The following is a 25,457-nucleotide window of genomic DNA, read 5'->3' as shown; positions in this document are numbered from 1 at the left end:
TCCTTCCCCCATTTATGGGGGAAGGCCGGGATGGGGGACAGCATGCACAGTCAAGCCGGAACCCACGCGCCCTGCAGCTGCACCTGCGGGAAGCCATCGGTCAAAATGCGCAGTTCAGCATCGCGCGGCGTGTTGTCGCCCTGCCCCTGAATGCTGACGATATCCTGCGGGCAGGCTGAGAACGCCACCAAACAATCCATCTCGGCGCGCAGCACAATATAGTCGCCCGGCTTAGTCACCACCGGCAGCGTCTTCAGCGTGATGCCGTCCGGCTGCACCTGAATATTCATAAAAATATTAAACGATGCCAGATTGCCGTGCGGCAGCGTCACGCCCAGCTCGCTCATGCCTTCAAACAGGTTGTCATGGCAGTTGCGATGCGGTTCAGTGCAACCCAGCAACTCATAACGCCGCGCATCGCAGGCGGCCATAAAGGTGTCGTGCACGCCCGGCGAGGTATCCGCCACCAGCGTCAAAATCGGGTGGCGCTGGCTGGTAATAAAGCTGTCGCCCACTTTCGGATTGAGACGCTGATTCCACACCCGCGTCGCCTCCATACACATATATTCACTCACATCCTCAGCGTTATACGCCCAGCAATCCACCACCTGGGTGCCGTGCAGGTTAATCACCTGTACCGCTTCCCCCTTCTTCAGTCGCACCGCTTTACCAAAGCGCGCCGGAATAGTTATCACTTCACGATGCTGAAATTCCGCTGACATGTTGTTCTCCACATTAGTGCTGCATGGCGCGACGGTAGCGCGTCATGCGAGATTCAAGGCCGCGCGCCAGCCAGTCGATCGCGCTGTTGAGCAGCCAGTAACAGAGCGCCACGGTGAGATAGATCTCCAGCGGCGCGTAGGTATCCGAAATCGCCTGTTTGGCGGCGTACATAAACTCCTGCACCGAGACAATCGACAGCAGCGCCGAGTCTTTAATCAAACCGATCATCAGCCCCACCAGCGGCGATAACATCTGCGGCAGGGTTTGCGGCAGCACCACATCGCGCAGCTGTTCGCTACGGCTTAAGCCGAGCACGCGGCACGCTTCCCACTGCCCTTTCGGCAGCGCATCAATGGCCGAGCGGATCACCTGCGCGATATAGGGCGCGTAGTAGAGCGTTAGCGCCAGCACGCCCACCACCGGCGACGACAGCGTGATGTCATATTCCGGCAGCACAAAATAGAGCAGATAGATCACCACCAGCAGCGGCAGCGCGAGGGTTAAACCGCTGTAAAGATTGAGCAAACGCAGCCAGAACGGCGAGGCGCGCATCAGCAGTACGGCCAGCAGCGCGCCCCACAGCAGCGAACAGAGCGCCGCCACCAGACAGAGCTGCAAGGTAGCGACCAGGCCGTCAGCCAGCGACGGCAACGAGGTGGTAATTGCCTGCCAATCCATTACGCCATCCTCCGTTTCGCTTCCAGACGTCGCGCCGCCGCAATCAACGGCATGGCGATGAGCAGGTAACCCGCCGCCACCAGCAGCAACACCTGGGTGGCTTCGTAGGTGCGGGCGATGACGATCTGTCCGGCATAGGTCAGTTCGGTCAGCGCCACCACCGAGGCCAGCGGCGTGGTTTTCAGCAGAATGGTGAATTCATTGACCAGCATCGGCAGGCTGGCGCGCATCACCTGGGGATTAATCACATACCACCAGCTGAGAAAACGGCTCAACCCCAGCGTGCGCGCGGCTTCAAGCTGGCCGCGCGTCACCAGGCTGCGATTAACGCGCAGGATTTCCGCCACGTATGCGCCGCTATTGAGGCCAATGGCAATCACCGCCGCCAGCATCGGCTGCCCACCCAATCCCAGCCGTGGCAGCGTGAAAAACACCACAAACAGCTGCACGATCGCTGGCGTGCCGCGCATCACACTGACGTAGCCGCGGCCGATGGCGCGCCAGATCCAGGCTCGGCGCAGCTGCAGGTAGCAGCCGAGCTGCCCCATTACCACGCTGACTAACGACGCCAGCACGGTCAGCATCAGCGTCATTAGCAGTCCGCGTCCGAGTTCCGGCAGCGCGGCCACCACCTGTTGATCCAGCCCCATGCGTTACTCCGCGTTAAAGTCGTGCAAGTTTTCCGCCACCGACAGCAGCAGCGGCGCGGGTTTATCGTTACCCTCAATGCCGGTGTTGCAGGCGGAGACGATGAATTCCGTATCCATCACCACGCGACAGGTAATGCTGTCGTCGGCTTTGGTCAGATTGGTTTCCGGCAGAATATCGCCCTCGCGCGTGAGCTTGACGTGCATAAACAAGTTGATCGGATCCGGCAGCTTCGGCACCACCCGACCAAGACGCGCCAGCTCGCCGCGCACACCCTCAACGCAACCTTCGCCCTGATAACCGCGCTCGGCGAGAAACGCGGTGGTAGATGCCGGTAGCAGCAGGTCGTGACGCTTTACGCTGTCTTTGCCCAGCACCATCATTGGACGGCGACGGTTATTCACCAGACGCATACCGGAACCGAGCAGATAACTGTTGCTGAACACCCGCGTATGGTGCACCGACAACCATACGGCGGAATCGACAAGGCTAAAGCCAAACAGCGACGCAACGGCACCTTCGCCCAGCGCGGTGATGCGCAGTAGCTGACCGCGCAGCACGCGAATCGAACCCACGCTGCCCGCCGCAACCTGCACCGGTTCAGCCAGCGTGCGCACGGCGGTTTCTTCATAACTTTCACGCATTAACAGCATGATTCATCTCCTGAGCGTGAAAATGGTCGCTGACCACGATGTCAATTGGCGTCACCTGCAGGCCGTTGCCGGGAATGATGTCCTGCGGGCAGGATGACACCGAGCAGATCAGGTCGCACAGCGCTTCAAAGGTGATGCTATCGCCCGCGACGCTGTTGGGATCGGTGACTTCCATGCGGCCATCGGCGGTGACCGGGCCGTTCTGGAACAGGTTGAACGGTTCCGGCAGCGAGAAGTAGGTCACGCCAAATGCCTTCATCCCCTCCAACAGGTTATCAACGCAGTTGCGATGCCCTTCTACGCCGAAATCGACGCTAAAACGGGTGCGATCGCACGCCGGTACGTTGGCATCGTGAATGCCGATGCTGTCGGCAAGAATGCGCAGCATCGGGCGGTTTTCACTCGACCACAGCGCATCGCCGGGTTTAAAGAACAGCGAACGCAGCTGCTGGCGCGTATGGACCGGCGACAGCTTCTCGTTGAGATCGTCGGCGTTTACCGCGACAAAATCGGCCGCCTGCTGCCCTTCACTATCAATCACGGTAATGAACTGGCCTTTACGCACGCGGAAGGTTTTGCCAAAGCCGGCGGGCACCGTCAGGTTGGACTGGCACATAATTACTCCTGCGGAATGAAGTCGCTGGCGGGTACGGTGAAGGTGGTGCCGAGATACTGCTGCTGCAGTTTTGTCAGCTCGCCATCTTTCTGCATCGCCAGGATATGCGCGCTAATCGCCTGGTTCAGGCTGCCATCTTCTTTACGCGTCGCCCAACCCATCCACTGCGACGGGCCGACTTCGCCCACCTGCGCCACTTTACCGGCGTATTTTTTCGCTACTGGTGCCAGTACTGAGATGTCGTCATAGACGAAATCGGCGCGTTTGGTCATCAGCGTGCTGACGGTTTGATCCAGCGAATCAACGTTAATAATGGTGATCGGTTTTTTGCCCTCTTTCTTCAGCTGCTCGTTAAAGCCTTTCAGCAACTGCTCCGGCACGCTGGCGGTTTTCACCGCACCGCGCAGGCCTGACAAGCTTTCCGGGCTGAGGGTTTTGCCACTGAACGCTTTGGCTGCGTCTTCACGCACCAGCACGCCGTTAACGGTTTTGCTGTACGGCACGGTGAACAGCACTTTCTTCGCGCGTTCAGCAGTGACGTTAAGGGAGGAACCTTCGGCGTTGAACGAGCCAGAGATCAGCCCCGGCAAAATGCCGCTGAAGGCGGTTTTCTGAAACTCCAGTTTCACACCGAGATCTTTTGCAAAGGATTGCATGATCGCCACGCTGTAGCCGGTGATCTCACCTTTGTCATCGGTGTATTCATAGGGAGGAAAGGTTGGATCGATACCGACGGTGATTTTGCCGCTGCTTTTGATGTCGGCCAGCGTATCGGCTTGCGCCTGCGCCATGGTGCCAACGGAAAGAAGTGCGGCGATCAGCAGTGCTGTTTTTTTCATTATGGTGTTTCCCTGGTGTTGGTGAAATGTCTTTTTCTACTGAGCATGTTTTGTGCCAGTTTTTTCACCACTACGCAGAGTGCATAACGCCAGGTCAATGTTTAGTGAATAAAATCAACTGGAAACAATTGTTTCTTCGTTTTTATTTTTAATTTCTTAGGTTTCACTGACGAGCGGGACGGCGGCTATTGCTGGAGAGAGAGTTGGCAGGATTGCACTGTTTTGGGGCGACTTCTGGCGCAAAATGCGCCAGCACGGCGCACTATTCAAGCTCGTCGAGGGATTGGTGCAGCGCTTCAATTTGCGCGAGATGATCGTTGCTGGCTTTACCCATTTGTCGGGCCACCAATGAACAGAGCAGATTGCACACGCCAGAGAGCGCGGCGGTGCTGTCGAAGATCAGGCTGCTGTCGGTGTGGCAGCGGATCACCCATTGCGCGTGACGCACCGGTTTGCCGGAGAGCACATCGGCGATATACAGCATCGGGACATTGCGCTCGGCCAGCGCGTTCATTGCCGCTTCCAGCGCCGGCATGCGTCGCCGCAGACCGACGCAAATCACCACATCTTCCGCCGTCAGCGCCGCCATATGCTCCGCCAGCGAATCGCCGGGACGCGGCAGCAGACGGACATCGGAATGAATATGGATCAGGTCGCGGTAGATCAAATGGGCGATGGTTTGGCTGTGGCGCCAGCCCATCACCACCACGCGCCGCGCCGCGCTGATGGCGGTAACCGCTTGCTGCAGCTGTTCGCTATCCAGCGTGCGATAGCTGTTGACCAGGTTGGCGATCTCTTTTTCCAGGTGCTGCTGCATGATGCTGGCCAGCGGTGATGCGCTGGGCGCCGGTTGCAGGTAGAGCGGCGAACCGCTGCTCTGCATCTCACGCGCCTGGCGACGTGCGGCTTCATAGCTTTCATAGCCAAGATGGCGGAAGAAACGCGTGGTGGTAGCTTTCGAGACGCCGGCGCTGTGCGCCAGTTCGGTGGCGGTGTTCATGGCTAACTGGCCAGGTGCGGCAAGAAGCACATCGGCTAAGCGCTGTTCATGGCTGGAGAGTTGATCCCAGTGCTGACGAATCCGGCCCTCTAACGTTGCCGCTTTTGCACTCATGGTGATTCCCTGAAAATGAAAAAAACCATCCTGCACAGAGCGTGCCGGGTTGTCATCAGGAATTTTGTGTTGGGGGGAGTGTGCTGGCTGTCTCACTACTCGGTCTGTGCTGGCTGTCCCCCATCCCGGCCTTCCCCCGCAAGCGGGGGAAGGAGACGCTGCCACATGCAACTCAGAACTAACATGTGGCAGCATCTTCCTCCCCCACTTGTGGGGGAGGACCGAGGAGGGGGACAGCAGGCACCGACCGGGATGGGGGACAGCGACGCCGAATTACTTACCGGTCGGGCGCAGTGCCGGGAACAGGATTACGTCGCGGATGGTGTGGCTGTTGGTAAACAACATCACCATACGGTCAATACCAATACCCAAACCTGCGGTTGGCGGCAAACCGTGCTCCAGCGCGGTGACGTAGTCTTCGTCGTAGAACATCGCTTCGTCATCGCCGGCATCTTTCGCATTCACCTGCTGCAGGAAACGCTCAGCCTGATCTTCTGCATCGTTCAGCTCCGAGAAGCCGTTACCGATTTCACGGCCGCCGATGAAGAACTCGAAACGATCGGTGATTTCCGGGTTCTCGTCGTTACGACGCGCCAGCGGGGAAACCTCAGCCGGATATTCAGTGATGAAGGTTGGCTGAATCAGGTGTGCTTCGGCGGTCTCTTCGAAGATCTCCGTGACCACACGGCCCAGGCCCCAGCTCTTCTCAACTTTGATATGCAGCGATTTGGCAATCGCCACCGCTTTATCGAAGTCTTCCAGATCGCTCAGGTCGGTTTCCGGACGGTATTTCTTGATCGCTTCACGCATGGTGAGCTTCTCGAACGGCTTACCGAAATCGAAGCTGTGATCGCCATACGGCACTTCGGTGGTGCCCAAAACATCCTGCGCCAGAGTACGGAACAGGCTTTCGGTCAGCTCGATCAGATCTTTGTAATCCGCATACGCCATATAGAGTTCCATCATGGTGAACTCTGGATTATGACGCGGTGAAATACCTTCGTTACGGAAGTTACGGTTGATCTCGAACACGCGATCAAAACCGCCTACCACCAGACGCTTCAGATACAGTTCTGGCGCAATACGCAGGTACATATCGATGTCGAGCGCATTGTGATGGGTAATGAACGGACGCGCAGAAGCACCGCCAGGAATCACCTGCATCATCGGGGTTTCCACTTCCATAAAGTCGCGGTTAACCATGAACTGGCGAATGCCGGCCATGATTTTTGAGCGTACTTTGAAAGTGTTACGCGATTCATCGTTGGAGATCAGATCAAGATAACGCTGACGATAACGGGTTTCCTGATCGGCCAGGCCGTGGAATTTATCCGGCAGCGGACGCAGCGCTTTGGTCAGCAGACGCAGCTCAGAGATGTGGATCGACAGCTCACCGGTTTTGGTTTTGAACAGCTTGCCGCGCGCACCGAGGATATCGCCAAGGTCCCACTTCTTAAACTGCTCGTTGTAGACGCCTTCTGGCAGATCGTCGCGTGATACGTAGATCTGAATCTGGCCGCCAACATCCTGCAGGGTAGCGAAAGACGCTTTACCCATGATGCGGCGCGTCATCATACGACCCGCCACGCTCACTTCGACGCCGAGCGCTTCCAGCTCTTCGTTCTCTTTGGCGTCATAGCTGGCGTGCAGTAGATCTGACGTGGTATCACGGCGGAAATCGTTAGGGAACGCCACGCCTTTTTCACGCAGCGCGTTGAGTTTTTCGCGACGCGCTTTCAGTTCGTTATTTAACTCAAGGGCGGCATCAGCGCTCTGCGGTTGTTGTTCAGACATGTCGGTTCCTTATAGCCCTGCTTTTAAACTTGCTTCAATAAAACGATCGATATCGCCATCCAACACCGCCTGGGTGTTGCGGGTCTCTACGCCGGTGCGCAGATCCTTGATGCGTGAATCGTCGAGAACATAAGAACGGATCTGGCTGCCCCAGCCGATATCAGACTTGTTATCTTCCGCTGCCTGCTTGTCCGCGTTTTTCTTCTGCATCTCATATTCGTACAGCTTGGCGCGTAACTGCTTAAAGGCCTGATCTTTGTTCTTGTGCTGTGAACGGTCGTTCTGGCACTGCACCACAATGTTGGTCGGCAAGTGGGTAATACGCACCGCAGACTCGGTTTTGTTGACGTGCTGGCCGCCCGCACCGGAGGCACGGTAAACGTCGATACGCAGATCGGCGGGGTTGATATCGATATCGATGTTGTCATCCACTTCCGGGTAGATAAACACCGAACTGAATGAGGTATGACGACGGCCACCGGAATCGAACGGGCTCTTACGTACCAGGCGGTGCACGCCGGTTTCGGTACGCAGCCAGCCAAACGCGTAGTCGCCGATGATTTTAATGGTGGCGGATTTGGTTCCGGCCACTTCACCGTCTGACTCTTCGATGATTTCGGTTTTGTAGCCTTTGGCTTCGGCCCAGCGCAGATACATACGCAGCAGCATGCTGGCCCAATCCTGCGCTTCGGTACCGCCGGAACCGGCCTGAATATCCATGTAGCAGTCAGCGCTGTCATATTCGCCGGAGAACATACGACGGAACTCCAGTTCGCCCAGCTTCACTTCCAGTGCATCCAGCTCGGCCACGGCTTCGTTGAAGGTCTCTTCGTCGTCGGCTTCTACCGCCAGATCCAGCAAGCCCTGCACATCTTCCAGGCCCTGACGCATGTGATCTAAGGTTTCTACCACCGCTTCCAGGGAAGCGCGTTCTTTACCCAGCGCTTGTGCGCGCTCAGGTTCGTTCCAGACGTCAGGCTGTTCCAGCTCGGCGTTTACTTCTTCAAGGCGTTCTTTCTTGGCATCGTAGTCAAAGATACCCCCGAAGAACGTCGCTGCGCTCACTGAGGTCCTGAATACGATTTTTGACCGGATTAATTTCAAACATGGCTTTTCAGTCTTTTTTGACGATTCGGTGAAAGGAGATAAAAACTAACGCGCTAGTTTACCCGAAAGTGTGCGTACTTTGTAGCATTGCACGCGGCTGACGAGGGTATCTGTCAGCGAAAAGAAAAAAAGTTCGCCAACTTCTGGAAAGCTCCCCGCGCGACCCTTTCCAAAAATCCTCCGCTGGCCCAACAGCTTCAGACATCGCTTAAGAAATTTCGTATAAATCCCGGATAGTTAATGCCGAATGCATTCATTAAAGATCATGATTTTTAAGACAATTTCATCAAAAATACTGCGTGAGAAATTTCCTGCAATAAAGCAGAAGCGTCTCAAATAACGCCATTAAGCAGCTGATACTTCGACCATCAATTTATGCGTCCGCCTTTATCATTTTGCTCAGTGACTATCCCCTATCCAACATCACTACCGTCCCGATCGTTTGTCACCACGCCCGCCAGGAACGCGCCGCCCCGACAAGGAACGACACCGTAATCAGCGCCCGTTAACGTGAGCGGGCACGACATGTCCTGAGAGACATGAAGGAGCATTGATGTATACCGGTTTGCGCACTTCACCACGCTTACTTGCCTTGTTAATTCCCTTGTTACTCGCCGCCTGTGGCGGCGGTGGAGGCGGCAGTAGTTCGGCCCCCTCACCCACCACCGGCACGCCTAAACCGCCGGAACAGCCCAGCAGCGCGGCTAATGCCAGCAAAGTGGGCATTATTGATTCAGGATTGTCGCCGGATCGCAACGAAATCAACTACGCCAACGTGCATTTCGCCAGCTATGTCGGCGGTGGCTCCGGCTTAAATGATAATCAGGGCATCAACGGCCACGGCACAGTTGTGGCGCTGACGCTGCTGGGTTTGTCATCCAGCAGCGCGCTGTATGTGGCTCAGGGATCGCAGAATAATCTGTTTAACTATGATGACACCGAGCGCGCGGTTAACGGCCTGCTGAGTCAGGGCGTGCGCGTTTTCAATATGTCGTTTGCCTCAACCGAGCGCCTGACCACGGCGCAGGCGTTAACTGATGCACAGCCGCGCTATCAGGTGCTGGTGCAAAGCCTGCGCGCTATTGCCGCCGCTGACGGTCTGGCGGTAGTGATCACCGGCAACGGTGGTACCTCAACCCCTTCCCCTAATGCCCAGCTACCGCTGATTTATCAGGAGAGTACGCTGCAAAAAAACATGCTGGCCGTCACCGGCGTGATGGACAGCACTTCCTATGACACGGCAAATCGCGCTCCATTAACCGGCCCGTTTGATGCCTGCGGCAATGCTGCGGCCTGGTGTCTGAGTGCGCCCGGTTATACCGATTATCGCTTTCAAAATGCCGATGGCAGCGGGTCAAACGTGCGTAGCTACGGCACCTCGTTTGCTGCACCACGTGCCGCAGCGGCGGCCTCGCAGGTGTTACAGCGCTTTCCGTGGATGAGCGGCTACAACCTGCAGCAAACCCTGCTGACCACCGCCAGTTACCGCAGCGATGCTTACGCGAACGTGGCGGATAGCGCCAACGGGCGACCTTACAACGACACCTTCGGCTGGGGCGATCTAAACCAGGCCAAAGCGCTGAACGGTCCGGCGATGTTCTGGGCCGATGATTTTCATGCCAGCCTCGATGGCGGTCGTTATCAGTTTGCCAATGCGATTAGCGGCGACCATGGATTAGTGCTGGACGGCACAGAGCGTGGCGGCGTACTGCAGTTAACTGCGAATAACAGCTATCTCGGCCAGACGCGCGTCGCGGCCAACACCTTGCTGATCGCGGGGGCTATCGCCGGAAGTGCCAGCGTCAGCGGCAGCGGCACCCTGGGCGGCAGCGGCGTGATTGGCGGCAGCCTGCTGAATCAGGGCTCGGTTAACGGCGGCTTACAGGTACAAGGCGATTATCAGCAAGGCAGCAACGGCGCGCTGAATATCGCGCTGGATAGCCCGCTGCGCATCGCAGGCCACTCGACGCTGGACGGCACGCTGAATCTTGCGCCGCCCTCATCGGCCTATGTGGTGAAACAGCAGGAGACGCTGCTGACCAGCGATGCGGGCGTCAGCGGGCAGTTCAGCCAGGTGAACACCGGCGTATTCCTTGAGGGTTCCGTCAGCTATAACGCCACTAGCGTTAGCGGCCAGCTTACTCGCAAAAATACCGCTGCTACTGCGGCGGCACTCGGCTTAAGCGCTGCCAGCACGCAGCAAACGGCGGCCAATCTGGAGCAGGCATTCAGCGTGGCGGATAACTGGCAGCAACAGGGTTCGCTCAGCCGCTCACAGCAGAGTGCGCTGGGTGCCGCTGGTGCATTCCAGACGCTGGCCGATCCCAGCAGCGCGCAATCTGCTATCAATTCGCTTTCCGGCCAGGCGCACGCCTCCAGCAACGCGGCGCTGTTTAATGCGCTGGATTATCAAACGCGTCTGCTGAGCAACCGCATCGCCGATGCCAGCGCCGATAAGCGTTACGGATTCTGGCTGGAGAGCGGCCAACTACGCGGTTCGCTCAATCAGGATGGCTATCTCGGCAGCGATTATCGCAATACTTTGACGGCCTTAGGCGTGGACAGTGATTTGGGCATTTCCGGTCTGCGCGTGGGTGTGGCCTGGACGCAGAATCAGATCGATTCAACATACGATCAAACCGGCGGCACCAGCCGCAACCGCCTGCAGGGCGCCGTGCTGTATGGGCGTTACGACCTGACGCCGGCATGGTATCTGCAGGGCAATCTTAGCTACCAACACGGCCGCGATGAGTTAAAACGTTTGGTGCTGCTGGATGAGGCCGCACCGGTCTCCTCCACCACCAGCAGCAACAGCTGGCAGGCGGCGCTGCAAAGCGGCTATCGCTGGATGATTGCGGATAACTATCGCCTGGAACCGTATCTCGGCTGGCGCGAAACCGGGCTGGAAACCGGCGCGTTTACCGATAAAGGCAGCGCGTTCGGCTTGAGCGGCGACGGCGATAGCTATCATCGCCGCGTCGGTTACAGCGGCTTAAATCTCAGCGCACGACAGGATTGGTCGGCGAATTGGTGGAGCATGTTGAGTCTGTATGGCGAATATCAGTACGCGCTGAACAATCCGTCAATGGATGTCAGCGCGCGCTGGAGCGGTTTTGGCGCTGAACAGAATAGCTTCCAGATTCCCGGCATGCAGCTCGATCGCCGTTCGCAGTGGTTAGGCGTACGGTTGGACGTGGTGCAAGCGGCGCGCGCGCGGCTGTTCTTGCGTGCCGATCAGCACTTCGCCGATCGCGGTGACGAGAAAGTGCTGCGCGGCGGCGTGGATGTGAGTTTCTGAAAAGCGTTATGAAGGTCAAAAGAGCGCGATAAAACGCGCCGCTACAAATACGTGCAAATTTTGTAGCGGCGCAATTCATTGCGCGATGCAACTGATGCAACCTACATCGGCCAGATGTGATCGATGATCAACTGTACTGAACGGTTGCCGCGGTACTCGTTAATATCCAGCTTATAGGCCAGCTGCACCTGACGCACGCTGCTGTCCGGCCACAGCGTGGTATCCACGTTGAAGGCAATGCCATCTAATAGCGGGCCGCCACCGAGCGGCTCGACCATCACTTTTAAATGGCGCTCGCCCACCAGCCGCTGTTGCAATAGCTTGAACTTGCCATCAAACACCGGTTCCGGGAACGCCTGGCCCCACGGACCGGCTTCGCGCAGCATTTCAGCGGTGTGCAGCGTAAACTCCTGCGCGTGCAGCTCGCCATCAGACCAAATCACGCCCTGCAACGCTTCACCATCCAGCCACTCATCAATCAGTGCGGCAAAACGCTCACGAAATTGCTCATACTTTTCGCTTTGCAGTGACAAACCGGCCGCCATGGCGTGGCCACCAAACTTGATCATCATGCCGGGGTAGAGCGTATCGAGACGCTCCAGCGCATCGCGCAGATGCAAACCGGCGATCGAGCGACCGGAGCCCTTCAGCGTGCCGTCACCGGCGGGTGCGAAGGCGATCACCGGACGATGGAAACGCTCTTTGAGACGCGACGCGAGGATGCCCACCACGCCCTGATGCCACTCCGGATGGTAGAACGCCAGGCCCAGCGGCAGATCGGTGTGCTGACGTTCGAGCTCATCACATAGCGCCAGCGCTTCGCTCTTCATGCCCTGCTCAATCTCTTTACGCGTCTGATTGAGCGCATCAAGTTCATTAGCCAGCATGCGTGCCTGAGAAATATCCTCGGTGAGCAGCAGCGCCACGCCGACCGACATATCATCCAGGCGACCGGCGGCGTTGAGGCGCGGACCGACGGCAAAGCCAAGATCACTGGCGGCGAGCTGGCGGGCATCGCGGTTGGCGATCTCCAGCAGCGCGCGGATACCGGCGCGGCATTTGCCCGCACGGATGCGACTTAAGCCTTGCCACACCAGAATGCGATTATTGGCATCCAGCGGCACCACATCCGCCACCGTACCCAGCGCCACCAGATCGAGCAGTTCCGCCAGGTTCGGCTCCGCGCGGCCATCGCTAAACCAGTTTTGCTGACGCAGATGCGCACGCAGCGCCAGCATCAGATAGAAGGCAACGCCGACACCCGCCAGCGAGCGCGAAGGAAATGCGCTGTCATGAAGATTGGGGTTCACAATCGCTTCGGCGGCAGGCAAGGTTTCGCCCGGCAGATGGTGATCGGTAACCAGCACCGGAATACCATGCTGATGTGCGGTATCAACACCGGCATGCGAAGAGATGCCGTTATCGACGGTGAGGATCATCTCCGCACCGCGCGCTTTGGCCTGCTCGACCACTTCCGGACTTAATCCGTAGCCATCTTCGAAGCGGTTCGGCACCAGGTAATCAACATTGCCGCCCAGGCTGCGCAACGCTAGCACGGTTAACGCCGTACTGGTGGCGCCATCGGCATCGAAATCGCCCACCACCACAATGCGCTTGCCCGCTTGCAGCATCTGATGCAGCAGCGTTACTGCGGCTTCAATCCCCCCCAGCGTTTGCCACGGTAGCAAGTGTTTGGCGCCGCGCTCCAGCTCCTGCGCGTCTTTAACGCCGCGCTGCAGATATAAACGACGCAGCAAAGGCGGTAAATCAGCGGGTAGGCTGGCGTCGGCCTCGGCTTCACGCCGACGCAGTTCAACAGAGTGCATCACTGTGCGTTAACCGCCACGCTTCTGACCGTCGAGCACTTGCTTCAGCTCTTGCGGTCCCTGATAGCCGGGAATCATCATGCCGCTATCGGTAAGAATGGCTGGCGTGCCCTGAATCCCAAACAGGATGCCGAGTTTGTACTGCTGCTCAATATTGATTTTGCAGGTAGCCGGCGCATCCATCTGCGGCGCATCGCCTTTCATCGCGGCATCAAAGGCTTTTTTACGATCGGCGCTGCACCAGATGGCGCGCATGGCTTTTTCCACCTGGCCGTTCAGACCTTCACGCGGGAAGGCGAGATAGCGCACGGTGATGCCAAGCGCGTTGTAGTCCGCCATCTGCTCATGCAGCTTGCGGCAGTAGCCGCAGGTGATGTCGGTGAACACGGTGATTACGTGCTGCTCTTTTGGCGCTTTATAGACAATCATGTCTGGCGCCAGCGCGCTGACTTTTTTGTCCAGCAGCTGGTTGGTGACGTTGACCGGCTGGCTGCCGCTGACATCATACAGCGGGCCCTGAATCATATGCTTGCCGTCTTCGGAAACGTACAGCACGCCGCTTTCGGTCAGCACGGTTTTCATGCCTGGCAGCGGTGACGGCTGGATTTCCGCCTGCTGCAGCCCAATTTTCTTCAGGGTTTGCTGAATGGCATTGTCATCGGCGTGTGCCAATCCAGTGAATGCACTGACCAGCAGAGCCAGCATCGTAAGCTGCTTTTTCATCTTAAATCCTTGTTACCGCAACTCAAGCGCGCGGATGATGCTGTTGATGTAACAGACGCAGACGCTCGGTAGCGACGTGCGTATAAATTTGCGTAGTCGAAAGGTCGCTGTGGCCCAGCAACATCTGTACGACGCGTAAATCGGCGCCGTGGTTCAGTAAATGTGTGGCAAATGCGTGGCGCAGCACGTGCGGCGACAGTTTTTCGCTATCGATACCGGCAAGGGTCGCATAGTGTTTAATGCGATGCCAGAAGGTCTGCCGCGTCATTTGCTGCGCGCGCTGGCTGGGGAACATGACGTCCAGCGTTTGCCCATTCAGCAACCACGGCCGGCCATGTTCCATATAGTATTCAATCCAGTAAACCGCTTCTTCACCTAACGGCACAAGGCGCTCTTTGTTGCCTTTACCGATTACGCGCACCACGCCCTGGCGCAGGCTGATATCACTGATGGTTAGCCCGACCAGTTCCGTGACGCGCAATCCGGTGGCGTACAGCAGCTCCAGCATCGCTTTGTCACGCAGTTCGAGTGGTACATCAATACTCGGCGCCTGCAGCAGGCGCTCGACCTGATTCTCGCTGAGATCTTTCGGCAAACGCTGCGGCAGCTTTGGCGCGGCAAGCAGCGCGCTGGGATCGTCGCTGCGCACTTTTTCCCGATAGAGATATTGGCAAAGGCGGCGGATGGCGCTGAGGGTGCGCGCCGAGCTGGTGGCCTTATAGCCGCCCTCAACGCGCTCGGCGAGAAACTGCTGCAAATCAAGCGCTTCCAGCGTTAGCAGTGTGCGATCGTGATGATGCAGCCAGCCGGTGAGCGTCTGGAGATCTTGCCGGTAGGAGGCGAGCGTGTTCTGCGCCAGATTACGTTCAATCCAAAGCGCATCGAGAAACTGTTCGATCAGATCGCTGTCCTGCACTGTTATCTCCGCCGTGTGAAATCGTGCTCATTATGCCTGAATGTAGCCTGCTTCTGGTACAATTGCCCCCGAGTCAGTTTCAGTCAGAGCATTAATTGCATGAATATTGGTCTATTTTACGGTTCCAGTACCTGTTACACCGAGATGACGGCGGAGAAGATTCGCGACTTTATCGGCGAAGAGTTAGTCACGCTGCACAATCTGAAAGATGACGATCCGTCGCTGATGGAGCAGTACGATCTGCTGATCCTCGGGATTCCAACGTGGGATTTTGGTGAGCTGCAGGAAGATTGGGAAGCGATTTGGCCGCAAATCCCGGCACTGAATCTGCGCGGTAAAATCGTGGCGCTATATGGCATGGGCGATCAGGGCGAGTACGCCGAATGGTTTCTCGATGCGCTAGGCATGTTGCACGAATTGCTGCAGCCGATGGGCGTGCAGTTTGTCGGCTACTGGCCGCTGGAAGGCTACGAGTTCACCAGTAAAAAACCGCTGACCGCTGACGGCTCGCAGTTCGTTGGTTTAGCGCTTGATGATGTGAACCAATTCGACCTGAGCGATGAGCGCGTCGAACAGTGGTGCGAACAGATTCTGACCGAAACCGCGGCGCTGCTTTAAGGCAGCGTTTGCCCATCACGCAGAAAACAGCAGGCGCGCAGCGTGCGCCATTCACCGGGCGGCAGGCTATCGTGCATCAACCACAGCCGCCAGCGTTTCCCCTGCTGGTTACGTAATACCAGCAACACGCCGTACGGCAGCCAATCCGCTTTACGCTGGGCTTGCCAGCGCACGCCGCGCCACAGCCAATCGCCCTTTACGTCCAGCATCAGGCAACCCACGCGCTGCACTAAGCGCCGTTCATTACGCCAGCACTCCGCCAGCAGTAACAGTAAGATGGCCGCTTTGCCCCACGCCCATTCGTCTGGCCAACTCAGGCTCAGCAGCAAACCGGCACACAGCAGCGACAGCGTCACATTCAGCGCGCGCGCACTGGGTGACGCCCGCAAATTACATTGCCACCGGACCGCGTTCACGGTTGCGCTGCTGAATCAGTTTCACCATACGTTTGAACTCGGGATCCACCGGTTCGCCGTGATTCATCAACCAGTTGAACAGATCCGGATCGTCACTCTTCAGCAGGGCAATAAACACCTGCTTATCGGTATCGTTCAGCGAATCATATTCGTATTTGAAAAACGGCATGATAGCGATATCCAGCTCCAGCATGCCGCGACGGCACGCCCACTGGACGCGGGCTTTGTCATTAATTTCCATGTCTCTCATTCCATGGCTAAAAACAGTGGGGCTCAGTGTACCTGCTTTTTTTTCTCGCTGCAGGCGCTGTGCTTATCCCTGTGCAATGTCACGGCGTTACGGCCCCTGATTTGCAAAGGACATCACGCGATTTGTGCGCCAGATTCAGTAAACAGGTTGCAAAGCCGCACTGCTCTTTTACCATTGCTACCTATTACCTCATTAATCAGGAAAGACATATGTCGATTTTTACCCTTCCACCCCGCCAGCCCGCTGCTTCGTCACGCCTGCCTTTAACCCTGATTTCGCTCGACGAATGGGCGTTGGTTAAGGTGCAGGGCAACGACAGCACGTCTTATCTGCAAGGTCAGTTAACGTTGGACGTCGCCGCCATGGGCGCAACGCAACATCGCCCGGCCGCGCACTGCGACGCTAAAGGCAAAATGTGGAGCAATATTCGCCTGTTCCATCGCGGCGAAGGTTACGCTTACACGGTGCGTCGTAATCTGCGTGAACAGCAGCTTACCGAACTGAAAAAATACGCGGTGTTCGCCAAAGTGACCATCGTGGCCGATGATGATGCGGTACTGCTGGGCGTCGCCGGTTTTCAGGCGCGCGCCGCGCTGGCGAATCTTTTCAGCACCCTGCCCGATGCAGAAACACCGGTTGTACAGCACGGCGAGAATACGCTGCTGTGGTTTGCACATCCTGCTGAGCGTTTCATGCTGGTGACGACGCCAGAGCAAGCGAATGTGTTGAAAGAGAACCTGGCGGGGGAAGCGCAGTTCAACGACAGCCTGCAATGGCTGGCGCTGGATATCGAAGCTGGCATTCCAGTGATTGAAAGCACCACTAGCGCGCAACTGATTCCACAAGCCACTAACCTGCAGGCGCTGGATGCCATCAGCTTTAAAAAAGGCTGTTACACCGGCCAGGAGATGGTGGCGCGCGCCAAATTCCGCGGTGCGAACAAACGTGCGCTTTACTGGCTGGCAGGCAAAGCCAGCAAAGTGCCGGAAGTGGGTGGTTCACTTGAGCTGCAGATGGGCGATAAGTGGCGCCGCACCGGCACAGTCTTGAGCGGCGTGCAGCTGGATGATGGCAATGTGTGGGTGCAGGTGGTGATGAACAACGATCTGGAACCGGATAGCGTACTGCGCGTGGAAGGTGACGAAAGTGGCCAACTGACGATTCAGCCACTGCCGTATTCATTGGCTGATTGATTGCCGCTGTTTTAATCCGGGTGCGCCTGAATGCGCACCCGACGAAATCCGCGCGGTTCTGTTATAGGGGCGCCATTCAGGGCGACCGGGACCACAAACTACATCACATAAAAATAGATAGCGCAGAAGTGCAGCACGCTGCCGCCCAGCACGAAGCCATGCCAGATGGCGTGACTGTATGGAATACGGCGCGAGACGTAAAAAATCACGCCGAGCGAGTAGACAACCCCTCCGGCTGCCAGCAGCCAAATCCCGCCCGGCGACAGCTTAATCGCCAGTTGGTAAATCACCACCAATGACAACCATCCCATACCGAGATAGGTCACCAGCGACAGCGCTTCAAAGCGATGGGCAAAGGCGATTTTGAACAGGATGCCCATCAGCGCCAGGCCCCAGATCACCGCCATCAAACCCTGTGCCAGCGGCGAATTGAGCCCGACCAGCAAAAATGGCGTGTAGGTGCCCGCAATCAACACGTAGATAGCGCAATGGTCAAATTTCTTCAGCCAATATTTGGCTTTCTGATGTGGAATAGCGTGATAAAGAGTTGAAGCGAGATACAGCAAAATGATGCTGCCGCCGTACAAACTGTAACTGGTAATTGCGGTAAGGTTAGCTTGTGATTCAACGGCTTGGGTCAGCATTAGCACCAAGCCGATGATGCCGAAAATGCAGCCAATTCCGTGACTAATACTATTGGCAATCTCTTCAGCCAATGAATAGCCCTGGGCCATAATTCGGTTTTGTGCCATGAAGGGGATTCCTGAACAACGGAAAAAGCGAGTGTGCTATTTCTGAGCAATCAGAGTAACGAAGATAAATTTCAGTGTACACATGTACGCTAAAATAAATCTGTCAGCGGGTGTGAACGGCTTGAACTCAATTTTGACTGCATTGACTGACATCGGTCGCCATCAATGGCGACCCTACGATATTCAGATATGGTTTTGTCGATACAGGAATATTGGGCTGTTTTTTGGATCGGCATTTGTGCCGAGCAGGTTACTTATCTGCCGCCAGCGGCGTCAATAAAGGTGCCCGTCACGTATGACGCAGCATCGCTCGCCAGCCAGACAATCGCTTCGGCGATCTCTTCAGCCTGGCCGCCGCGCCCCATCGGCAACGCGCTGGCAAGACGATCCACTCGGCCCGCTTCGCCGCCATCGGCGTGCATTTCGGTATAAATCAGGCCCGGTCGCACGCTGTTAACGCGGATTCCGTGCTCCGCCACTTCCAGCGATAAGCCTTTAGTTAGTGTATCCATCGCCCCTTTTGACGCGGCGTAATCCACATACTCACCCGGCGCACCGAGACGTGACGCGGCGGATGATACATTGACGATGGCGCCACCTTTTCCGCCATGATGCGTACCCATGCGTTTTACCGCCTCGCGGCAGCAAATAAAGGTGCCGGTGACGTTGGTGGCGAACACGCGCTGAATTCGCTCGGCATCTAACTCTTCTACCCGACATTGAGTAAACAAAATGCCGGCATTATTCACCAGCACCCGCAGCGCGCCGGCTTGCTCATCCAGTTGGGCAAACATGCGCATCACCTGTGCCTCATCAGCGATATCGGCCTGCAGCGCAAAGGCGCTTCCGCCCTGCGCTTCAATTTCTGTTACTACCGCAGCCGCTTCAGCTGCACGCTGACGATAGTTAATCGCTACACGATAACCAGCCTGCGCCAGCAATAAGGCGGTTGCACGTCCAATCCCGCGACTCCCGCCCGTTACCAAAGCCAGATCCATTTTTGCCTCCAAAAAAAAGGGCCGAATAATCGGCCCTTTTCATAAATACTCCCCATAACTTTAGCCTAAATAATTTGCGCTGCAGCAAGGCGGTAAACTCGTTCATCCCCGGAAACTTACTTCGGTAAGTGACCGGGGTGAATGAGCGCAGCCAACGCCGCTAAGGCTCAAAGTATGACGGCTAAATTACTGGTATTCGCTCATGGGTACACACGAACAGAACACGTTGCGGTCACCAAATACATCGTCCAGACGTTTAACGGTCGGCCAGTATTTGTTAGCGCTGCCTGCCGGGAACACCGCCAGCTCGCGGGTGTAAGGATGTGCCCAGTCGCCGACGATTTCCGTCTGCGTGTGCGGCGCGTTAACAAGCGGGTTATCTTCCAGCGGCCATTCGCCATCGGCTACGCGGTCGATCTCCATGCGGATTGCCAGCATCGCATCGATAAAGCGATCCAGCTCGATTTTGCTTTCCGATTCCGTTGGCTCAACCATCAGCGTGCCCGCTACCGGGAATGACATGGTTGGGGCGTGGAAACCGTAATCGATCAGACGCTTGGCGATATCCAGTTCGCTAATGCCGGTTTGCTCTTTCAGCGGACGAATGTCGAGAATACATTCGTGTGCCACGCGACCATCGCGGCCAGCATAGAGAATGGGATAAGCCGATTGCAGACGACTGGCGATGTAGTTGGCGTTCAAAATCGCTACTGAACTCGCTTGCTTCAGGCCTTCCGCGCCCATCATGCGGATATACATCCAGCTGATTGGCAGAATCGATGCGCTGCCGAAAGGTGCCGCAGAAACCGCGCCCTGCTGCGTCAGCACGCCATCAATTTGTACCACGCTGTGGCCCGGAACAAACGGCGCCAGGTGCGCTTTCACGCCGATTGGCCCCATGCCTGGGCCGCCACCGCCGTGTGGGATGCAGAAGGTTTTATGCAGGTTGAGGTGCGAGACATCCGCGCCGATGTAACCTGGCGTGGTGATTCCCACCTGCGCATTCATGTTAGCGCCGTCAAGATACACCTGGCCGCCGTGCTGATGCACAATCTGGCACACTTCGCGAATGGTCTCTTCGTAAACGCCGTGTGTTGACGGGTAAGTCACCATGATGCACGACAGCTGCTCGCCGACCTGTGCGGCTTTCTCACGCAGATCGCCGAGGTCGATGTTGCCTTGTTTATCGCATGCCACCACCACAACGGACATACCGGCCATTTGTGCAGACGCCGGGTTGGTACCGTGTGCCGAGCTTGGAATCAGGCAAACATTGCGGCCGCCTTCATTGCGGCTTTCGTGGTAACGACGAATCGCCAACAGACCCGCATATTCCCCCTGCGCGCCGGAGTTTGGCTGCATGCACAGTGCGTCGTAGCCGGTTAGCTGTACCAGCCATTGCGACAGCTGAGCAATCATCTGCAGGTAACCCGACGCCTGCTCAGCCGGGCAGAACGGATGCAGCTCAGCAAATTCTGGCCAGGTGATCGGAATCATTTCCGCCGCGGCGTTGAGCTTCATGGTGCACGAGCCGAGTGGGATCATCGCCTGGTTCAGCGCCAGATCCTTTTTCTCCAGGCTGTGCATATAACGCATCATCTCAGTTTCGCTGTGATGACGATTGAACACCGGATGCGTCAGGAAGGCGCTCTCACGCACCTGACCGGCTGGGATGGCACTGTTTTCCGCCGCAACTGCTGTATCCAGTGCATCAATATCCTGGCCATGCGCATCGCCCAGCAGGATGGCGAACAGCGCCAGCACGTCTTCACGCGCGGTGGTTTCATCCAGCGTAATGCCCACGGCATTATGGATGTCACTGCGCAGATTGACGCCAAAGCTCATTGCACGGTTCAGAACCGCTGCTTTATCAGCGACTTCTACCGTCAGCGTATCGAACCAGCTGTTGTGGCGCAGTTTCAGACCGCCATTTTGCAGGCCAGCGGCCAGAATGCTGGTCAGACGGTGAATGCGGGAAGCAATGCGCTTCAGGCCAACCGGGCCGTGATACACCGCATAGAGACCGGCGATATTCGCCAGCAGCACCTGCGATGTACAGATGTTGGAGTTGGCTTTTTCACGACGAATATGCTGCTCGCGGGTTTGCATCGCCATGCGCAGCGCGGTGTTACCGGCGGCATCGCGTGATACGCCAATGATACGTCCAGGCATTGAGCGCTTGTGTTCGTCGCGGCTGGCGAAGAACGCAGCGTGTGGTCCGCCGTAACCCATTGGCACGCCGAAACGCTGGGCCGAACCAAAGACGATATCTGCGCCCTGCTTGCCTGGCGCTTCTAACTGCACCAGCGCCATAAAGTCTGCCGCGACGCTCACCACCACTTTGCGGTTTTTCAGCTCGGCAATCAGTGAACGGTAATCGTGCACTTCACCGTGCGTACCAACCTGCTGCAGCAATACGCCGAACAGATCGTCGTGATCTAATGCTTTATCAACGCTATCGATAATCAGTTCAAAACCAAAGGTTTCGGCACGCGTGCGCACCACATCCAACGTCTGGGGATGGATGTCATTGGCGATGAAGAATTTAGTGGCGTTTTTCAGTTTGCTAACACGTTTGGCCATTGCCATGGCTTCTGCAGCGGCGGTGGCTTCGTCCAGCAGTGATGCGGAAGCGATGTCCAGACCGGTCAGATCCAGCGTCAGGGTTTGGAAGTTCAGCAGCGCTTCAAGACGCCCCTGCGACACTTCTGGCTGATACGGCGTATACGCGGTGTACCAGCCCGGATTTTCCAGCATGTTACGCAGGATAACCGGCGGCGTAATTACCGCGCTGTAGCCCATGCCGATCCAGGATTTGTAGCGTTGATTCTGACTGGCAATGGCCTTCAGCTCTGCCAGCGCTTGCTGCTCGGTCGCGGCGTCGCCAACCGCAGGCGGGCCTGGCAGCTGGATGTCGGCCGGGACGATAGAGCTAATCAATGATGAGAGCGAACTGGCACCAATCGCTTTCAGCATTAAGGCCTGTTGTTCCGGCGTAGGACCAATGTGGCGCTCAATGAAAGCACCGTTATGTTCGAGCTGGCTGAGAGTCTGGGTCATTTGCAGTAAATCCTGAATCGGGCTGGGTTACAAAAATGGCGTTAAGTCAGGCAGATAAAAAAGAAGGTGCCGCTGTGCGTCACCTTCTGTCACTACCGGTTACTCGTCGATCGCGGCTTTGTAGGCATCGGCATCCAGCATGGAGTCGAGCTCTGACTCGTCGCTGGCTTTGATGCGGAACAACCAACCATCGGCATACGGCGCGCTGTTAACCAGCTCTGGTGAATCGCCTAGCTGATCGTTCACCTCGACGATTTCACCGCTCAAGGGTGCATAGATGTCAGAAGCGGCTTTCACCGATTCCGCTACCGCGCAATCATCACCGGCCGCGAAGGAGGCGCCGACGTCTGGCAGATCGACAAATACCATGTCGCCCAGCAGTTCCTGCGCATGTTCGGTGATACCTACCGTGAAGGTGCCGTCGGCTTCTTTACGGACCCACTCGTGGCTATCGCGGTATTTCAATTCACTTGGCACATTGCTCATTGGCCATTTCTCCTGAAAAAAATTACTGGGCGACCGGCTTACCGGCGCGAACAAAAATCGGTTTTGTCACTTTCACTGGCATTTCACGGTTGCGGATTTCCACAATCGCCTGCTCGCCAATCCCCGCAGGCACACGTGCCAGCGCGATGCTGTAACCCAGCGTTGGCGAGAAGGAGCCACTGGTAATAATACCTTGCTGCGGCTGACCTTGTTCATCGGTGAAACGCACAGTCAAACCGTTACGCAGCACCCCTTTTTCGGTCATCACCAGACCAACCAGCTTCTCGGTGCCCTTTTCGCGCTGCGCTTGCAGTGCGTCACGACCGATGAAATCGCGGTCGGCAGGTTCCCAACTGATGGTCCAGCCCATGTTGGCAGCCAGCGGCGACACGCCTTCATCCATCTCCTGGCCGTACAGGTTCATGCCCGCTTCCAGACGCAGCGTGTCACGCGCACCCAGACCCGCCGGCTTAACACCTGCAGCTAACAGCTGCTGCCAGAAAGCGGCGGCTTCCGTGGCAGGCATTGCAATCTCGTAGCCCGCTTCGCCGGTGTAGCCGGTAGTAGCGATGAACAGGTTTTCTGCCTGCACGCCAAAGAACGGCTTCATGCCAGCAACGGCGTCACGCTGAGCGGCACTGAACAGCGTTTGCGCTTTTTGCTGCGCGTTCGGGCCCTGCACCGCAATCAGCGCCAGATCGTCACGCTCGGTCAGCTCGACGCCAAACGGTTGTGCATGCTGTTTAATCCACGCCAAATCTTTCTCACGCGTGGCGGAGTTCACCACCAGGCGGAAGAAATCTTCGCTCATAAAGTAAACAATCAAATCATCGATGACGCCAGCGGAGGCATTCAACATGCCGGTGTAAAGTGCTTTGCCCGGCTGGGTCAATTTAGCGACATCGTTGGCTAACAGATAACGCAGGAATTCGCGGGTACGTGCGCCGCGTAGATCGACGATGGTCATGTGGGAAACATCAAACATGCCGGCATCGTTACGCACCGCGTGATGTTCATCCATTTGCGAGCCGTAATGCAGCGGCATCATCCAACCGTGGAAATCCACCATGCGTGCACCACATGCCTGATGCTGTTCGAATAGAGGCGTTTGCTGAGTCATAACCATCCTGTGAAAACAAGTGAGTGTGACGCGCCTGCGTCGCCTTTGCTGGCTGACGCAAACGTTCTCTTTGTGCTGAAGTTATCACCTAATGCGGCAATTAACCATGAGGAAAACGAGGGTGAAACACTACCACCTTTCAACGAAGCACCGAACAGCGACCAGCATAAATCACTACATTATTGTGATTAGCCTCGCACAAAATACGACTAAATTACTTTCATGCAGCAAAATGAAGGAATAGACGCCGCAGGATTAAGAAATGGTCCGGTGTTCGCATTGCCATAACATGAATTAATCTAATGCGAATTTAGGGGTGAAATTAGAATAAATCAAACGAGGCGCGATTGCGGTGCAGTGCTGCATCATGGCGGTGCAGCAAAGAAAAACGGCGCCCAGTTGGGCGCCGTCAGCGGAAAAAATTAACGTATCCAGCTGGGTAGATCGTTGAGCCCCATCGCCTGCTTCAGCATCAGCGGTTTAACGCCCGGTAAAGTATCGGCTAGCTTGAGGCCGACATCACGCAACAGCTTTTTCGCCGGATGCGTGCCGGCAAATAGCTCGCGGAACCCCTGCATCCCCGCCAGCATCATCGCCGCGCTGTGCTTGCGGCTACGTTCATAGCGACGCAGATAGAGATGCTGACCAATGTCTTTGCCTTCCTGGTGCAGACGGCGAATTTCACCAATCAGTTCGGCCGCATCCATAAAGCCAAGATTGACGCCCTGCCCGGCCAGCGGATGAATGGTGTGTGCGGCATCGCCAACCAGCGCCAAACGGTGCGCGGCGAAGTTACGCGCATAACGCGCCGTCAGCGGGAAGGTTTTGCGCTCGCTCTCGACCTGACACAGGCCAAGACGCATATCAAACGCTACCGACAGCTGCTGGTTGAACAGCGCTTCCGGCATCGATTGCATGCGCGTCGCTTCCTGCGGCGAGAGCGACCAAACGATCGAGCAGAGATGAGGATCCTGCATCGGCAGGAATGCCAGAATGCCATCGCCGTGGAACACCTGACGCGCGATGGCATCATGCGGCATATCGGTGCGGATATTTGCCACTAACGCATGATGCTCGTAATCCCAGAAGGTCAGCGGGATATCGGCTTTGTCACGCAGCCACGAATTAGCGCCGTCAGCAGCAACCAGCAAACGCGCGCTCATCATGCTGCCATCCTGCAAGGTAATGAAGGCTTCGTTGTCGCCAAATGCCACCTGCTGCAACTGCGCCGGAGCGAACAGCGTGATGTCGCTGCTGTTGCTGGCTCGTTGCCACAAGGCACTATGAATCACTTCGTTTTCAATAATATGACCGAGATGCGACAGGCCCTGCTGCTCATCATCAAAACTGATGGAGCCAAAGCTATCCTGATCCCACACTTCCATGCCGTGATAGGCGCTGGCGCGCAGGGCCAGAATGCTCGACCAGACATCGAGCTTTTGCAGCAGACGTTCACTGGCAGCGTTGATGGCGGAGACGCGAATCGACGCGTTAGCCGCCGGATCAAATTGTGGCTCGGGTGCTTTTTCCAGCACGGCAACGCGTAAGCCGCTGCCCTGTAATCCGCAGGCGACGGCCAAGCCCACCATGCCGCCACCGGCGATTGCCACATCGAAAGTTTGCATTGCT

The 25,457-nt window shown here is 56.8% G+C and carries 23 protein-coding genes; 3 read left to right on the top strand and 20 right to left on the bottom strand.

Annotation, left to right across the window (positions count from 1 at the left end):
* Nucleotides 1–50 precede the first annotated feature (50 nt).
* The 9 genes from AC790_RS17685 to prfB all read right to left on the bottom strand — a co-directional run bounded on the left by AC790_RS17685 (nucleotide 51) and on the right by prfB (nucleotide 8,173).
* The gene (locus AC790_RS17685; RefSeq protein WP_007890262.1) at nucleotides 51–722 is read right to left on the bottom strand and encodes a DUF1989 domain-containing protein; all 672 of its coding nucleotides are present in this window, start codon (nucleotides 720–722) and stop codon (nucleotides 51–53) included.
* 13 nt (nucleotides 723–735) lie between these two features.
* Entirely contained in the window at nucleotides 736–1,401 is a 666-nt protein-coding gene (locus AC790_RS17680; RefSeq protein WP_049852608.1) for an amino acid ABC transporter permease, read from the bottom strand.
* On the bottom strand, nucleotides 1,401–2,051 hold the full coding sequence (locus AC790_RS17675; protein ID WP_049852607.1) for an amino acid ABC transporter permease: 651 nt from the start codon (nucleotides 2,049–2,051) through the stop codon (nucleotides 1,401–1,403). The genes AC790_RS17680 and AC790_RS17675 overlap by 1 nt, the downstream gene beginning before the upstream one ends.
* A 3-nt stretch (nucleotides 2,052–2,054) precedes the next feature.
* On the bottom strand, nucleotides 2,055–2,702 hold the full coding sequence (locus AC790_RS17670; protein WP_049852606.1) for an urea carboxylase-associated family protein: 648 nt from the start codon (nucleotides 2,700–2,702) through the stop codon (nucleotides 2,055–2,057).
* Complete coding sequence (locus tag AC790_RS17665) at nucleotides 2,686–3,318, bottom strand: DUF1989 domain-containing protein (RefSeq protein WP_007890266.1); 633 nt, start codon at nucleotides 3,316–3,318, stop codon at nucleotides 2,686–2,688. The genes AC790_RS17670 and AC790_RS17665 overlap by 17 nt, the downstream gene beginning before the upstream one ends.
* 2 nt (nucleotides 3,319–3,320) lie before the next feature.
* Complete coding sequence (locus AC790_RS17660) at nucleotides 3,321–4,157, bottom strand: transporter substrate-binding domain-containing protein (protein WP_049852605.1); 837 nt, start codon at nucleotides 4,155–4,157, stop codon at nucleotides 3,321–3,323.
* A 262-nt stretch (nucleotides 4,158–4,419) separates the two neighbouring features.
* Nucleotides 4,420–5,271, bottom strand: coding sequence for a MurR/RpiR family transcriptional regulator (locus tag AC790_RS17655; protein ID WP_007890268.1), 852 nt, complete (start codon nucleotides 5,269–5,271; stop codon nucleotides 4,420–4,422).
* 273 nt (nucleotides 5,272–5,544) lie between these two features.
* Nucleotides 5,545–7,065 (bottom strand): lysine--tRNA ligase, encoded by a 1,521-nt coding sequence (gene lysS / locus AC790_RS17650; RefSeq protein WP_007890269.1) that lies wholly within the window; start codon nucleotides 7,063–7,065, stop codon nucleotides 5,545–5,547.
* 9 nt (nucleotides 7,066–7,074) lie between these two features.
* A protein-coding gene (prfB, locus tag AC790_RS17645) for a peptide chain release factor 2 (RefSeq protein ID WP_152929142.1) occupies nucleotides 7,075–8,173 on the bottom strand; the annotation gives its coding sequence in 2 pieces (ribosomal slippage) (nucleotides 7,075–8,097 and nucleotides 8,099–8,173; 1,098 coding nt in all).
* Nucleotides 8,174–8,725: 552 nt separating this feature from the next.
* Between prfB and AC790_RS17640 the strand changes: the two genes are divergently transcribed.
* The gene (locus AC790_RS17640; RefSeq protein WP_049852604.1) at nucleotides 8,726–11,470 is read left to right on the top strand and encodes an autotransporter domain-containing protein; all 2,745 of its coding nucleotides are present in this window, start codon (nucleotides 8,726–8,728) and stop codon (nucleotides 11,468–11,470) included.
* 101 nt (nucleotides 11,471–11,571) lie between these two features.
* On the opposite strand, the gene recJ is transcribed toward AC790_RS17640, so the two are convergent.
* The 3 genes from recJ to xerD are packed head-to-tail and all read right to left on the bottom strand — an operon-like array spanning nucleotide 11,572 to nucleotide 14,935.
* Nucleotides 11,572–13,296 carry a single-stranded-DNA-specific exonuclease RecJ gene (gene recJ, locus AC790_RS17635; RefSeq protein ID WP_007890272.1) on the bottom strand — a complete coding sequence of 575 codons (1,725 nt, stop codon included), beginning with the start codon at nucleotides 13,294–13,296 and terminating at the stop codon, nucleotides 11,572–11,574.
* Between the two features lie 9 nt (nucleotides 13,297–13,305).
* Nucleotides 13,306–14,019 carry a bifunctional protein-disulfide isomerase/oxidoreductase DsbC gene (gene dsbC, locus AC790_RS17630; protein ID WP_049852603.1) on the bottom strand — a complete coding sequence of 238 codons (714 nt, stop codon included), beginning with the start codon at nucleotides 14,017–14,019 and terminating at the stop codon, nucleotides 13,306–13,308.
* A gap of 22 nt (nucleotides 14,020–14,041) precedes the next feature.
* Nucleotides 14,042–14,935 carry a site-specific tyrosine recombinase XerD gene (xerD, locus tag AC790_RS17625; RefSeq protein ID WP_007890274.1) on the bottom strand — a complete coding sequence of 298 codons (894 nt, stop codon included), beginning with the start codon at nucleotides 14,933–14,935 and terminating at the stop codon, nucleotides 14,042–14,044.
* 99 nt (nucleotides 14,936–15,034) lie between these two features.
* Here xerD and fldB point away from each other — a divergent pair, with 99 nt between their 5' ends.
* Nucleotides 15,035–15,553, top strand: a complete 519-nt coding sequence (gene fldB / locus AC790_RS17620; protein WP_007890275.1) for a flavodoxin FldB — start codon at nucleotides 15,035–15,037, stop codon at nucleotides 15,551–15,553.
* Here the strand turns inward: fldB and AC790_RS17615 are convergent.
* On the bottom strand, nucleotides 15,550–15,942 hold the full coding sequence (locus AC790_RS17615; protein ID WP_235440746.1) for a protein YgfX: 393 nt from the start codon (nucleotides 15,940–15,942) through the stop codon (nucleotides 15,550–15,552). The two genes, fldB and AC790_RS17615, sit on opposite strands and share 4 nt — an antisense overlap.
* A gap of 1 nt (nucleotide 15,943) precedes the next feature.
* Nucleotides 15,944–16,210 (bottom strand): FAD assembly factor SdhE, encoded by a 267-nt coding sequence (gene sdhE / locus AC790_RS17610; protein WP_007890277.1) that lies wholly within the window; start codon nucleotides 16,208–16,210, stop codon nucleotides 15,944–15,946.
* A 218-nt stretch (nucleotides 16,211–16,428) separates the two neighbouring features.
* Between sdhE and ygfZ the strand changes: the two genes are divergently transcribed.
* The gene (gene ygfZ, locus AC790_RS17605; RefSeq protein WP_049852601.1) at nucleotides 16,429–17,412 is read left to right on the top strand and encodes a tRNA-modifying protein YgfZ; all 984 of its coding nucleotides are present in this window, start codon (nucleotides 16,429–16,431) and stop codon (nucleotides 17,410–17,412) included.
* A 98-nt stretch (nucleotides 17,413–17,510) separates the two neighbouring features.
* Here the strand turns inward: ygfZ and AC790_RS17600 are convergent, their stop codons facing one another.
* The 6 genes from AC790_RS17600 to ubiI form a co-directional block, all read right to left on the bottom strand.
* On the bottom strand, nucleotides 17,511–18,164 hold the full coding sequence (locus tag AC790_RS17600; RefSeq protein WP_007890279.1) for a hemolysin III family protein: 654 nt from the start codon (nucleotides 18,162–18,164) through the stop codon (nucleotides 17,511–17,513).
* A 254-nt stretch (nucleotides 18,165–18,418) separates the two neighbouring features.
* Complete coding sequence (locus tag AC790_RS17595) at nucleotides 18,419–19,162, bottom strand: SDR family oxidoreductase (RefSeq protein WP_049852600.1); 744 nt, start codon at nucleotides 19,160–19,162, stop codon at nucleotides 18,419–18,421.
* 186 nt (nucleotides 19,163–19,348) lie between these two features.
* Nucleotides 19,349–22,222 carry an aminomethyl-transferring glycine dehydrogenase gene (gene gcvP / locus AC790_RS17590; protein WP_049852599.1) on the bottom strand — a complete coding sequence of 958 codons (2,874 nt, stop codon included), beginning with the start codon at nucleotides 22,220–22,222 and terminating at the stop codon, nucleotides 19,349–19,351.
* A gap of 99 nt (nucleotides 22,223–22,321) precedes the next feature.
* The gene (gene gcvH / locus AC790_RS17585) at nucleotides 22,322–22,708 is read right to left on the bottom strand and encodes a glycine cleavage system protein GcvH (protein WP_007890282.1); all 387 of its coding nucleotides are present in this window, start codon (nucleotides 22,706–22,708) and stop codon (nucleotides 22,322–22,324) included.
* 22 nt (nucleotides 22,709–22,730) lie between these two features.
* Complete coding sequence (gene gcvT / locus AC790_RS17580; protein ID WP_049852598.1) at nucleotides 22,731–23,828, bottom strand: glycine cleavage system aminomethyltransferase GcvT; 1,098 nt, start codon at nucleotides 23,826–23,828, stop codon at nucleotides 22,731–22,733.
* 422 nt (nucleotides 23,829–24,250) lie between these two features.
* Nucleotides 24,251–25,453, bottom strand: a complete 1,203-nt coding sequence (gene ubiI, locus AC790_RS17575) for an FAD-dependent 2-octaprenylphenol hydroxylase (protein WP_049852597.1) — start codon at nucleotides 25,451–25,453, stop codon at nucleotides 24,251–24,253.
* Nucleotides 25,454–25,457: the final 4 nt, after the last annotated feature.

It is taken from the genome of Pantoea sp. RIT-PI-b (genome assembly GCF_001187905.1).
GTDB lineage: Bacteria > Pseudomonadota > Gammaproteobacteria > Enterobacterales > Enterobacteriaceae > Pantoea > Pantoea nemavictus.
The sequence above is the reverse complement of the archived record's forward strand: the minus strand, read 5'-3'. Positions and strand labels throughout refer to the sequence as shown.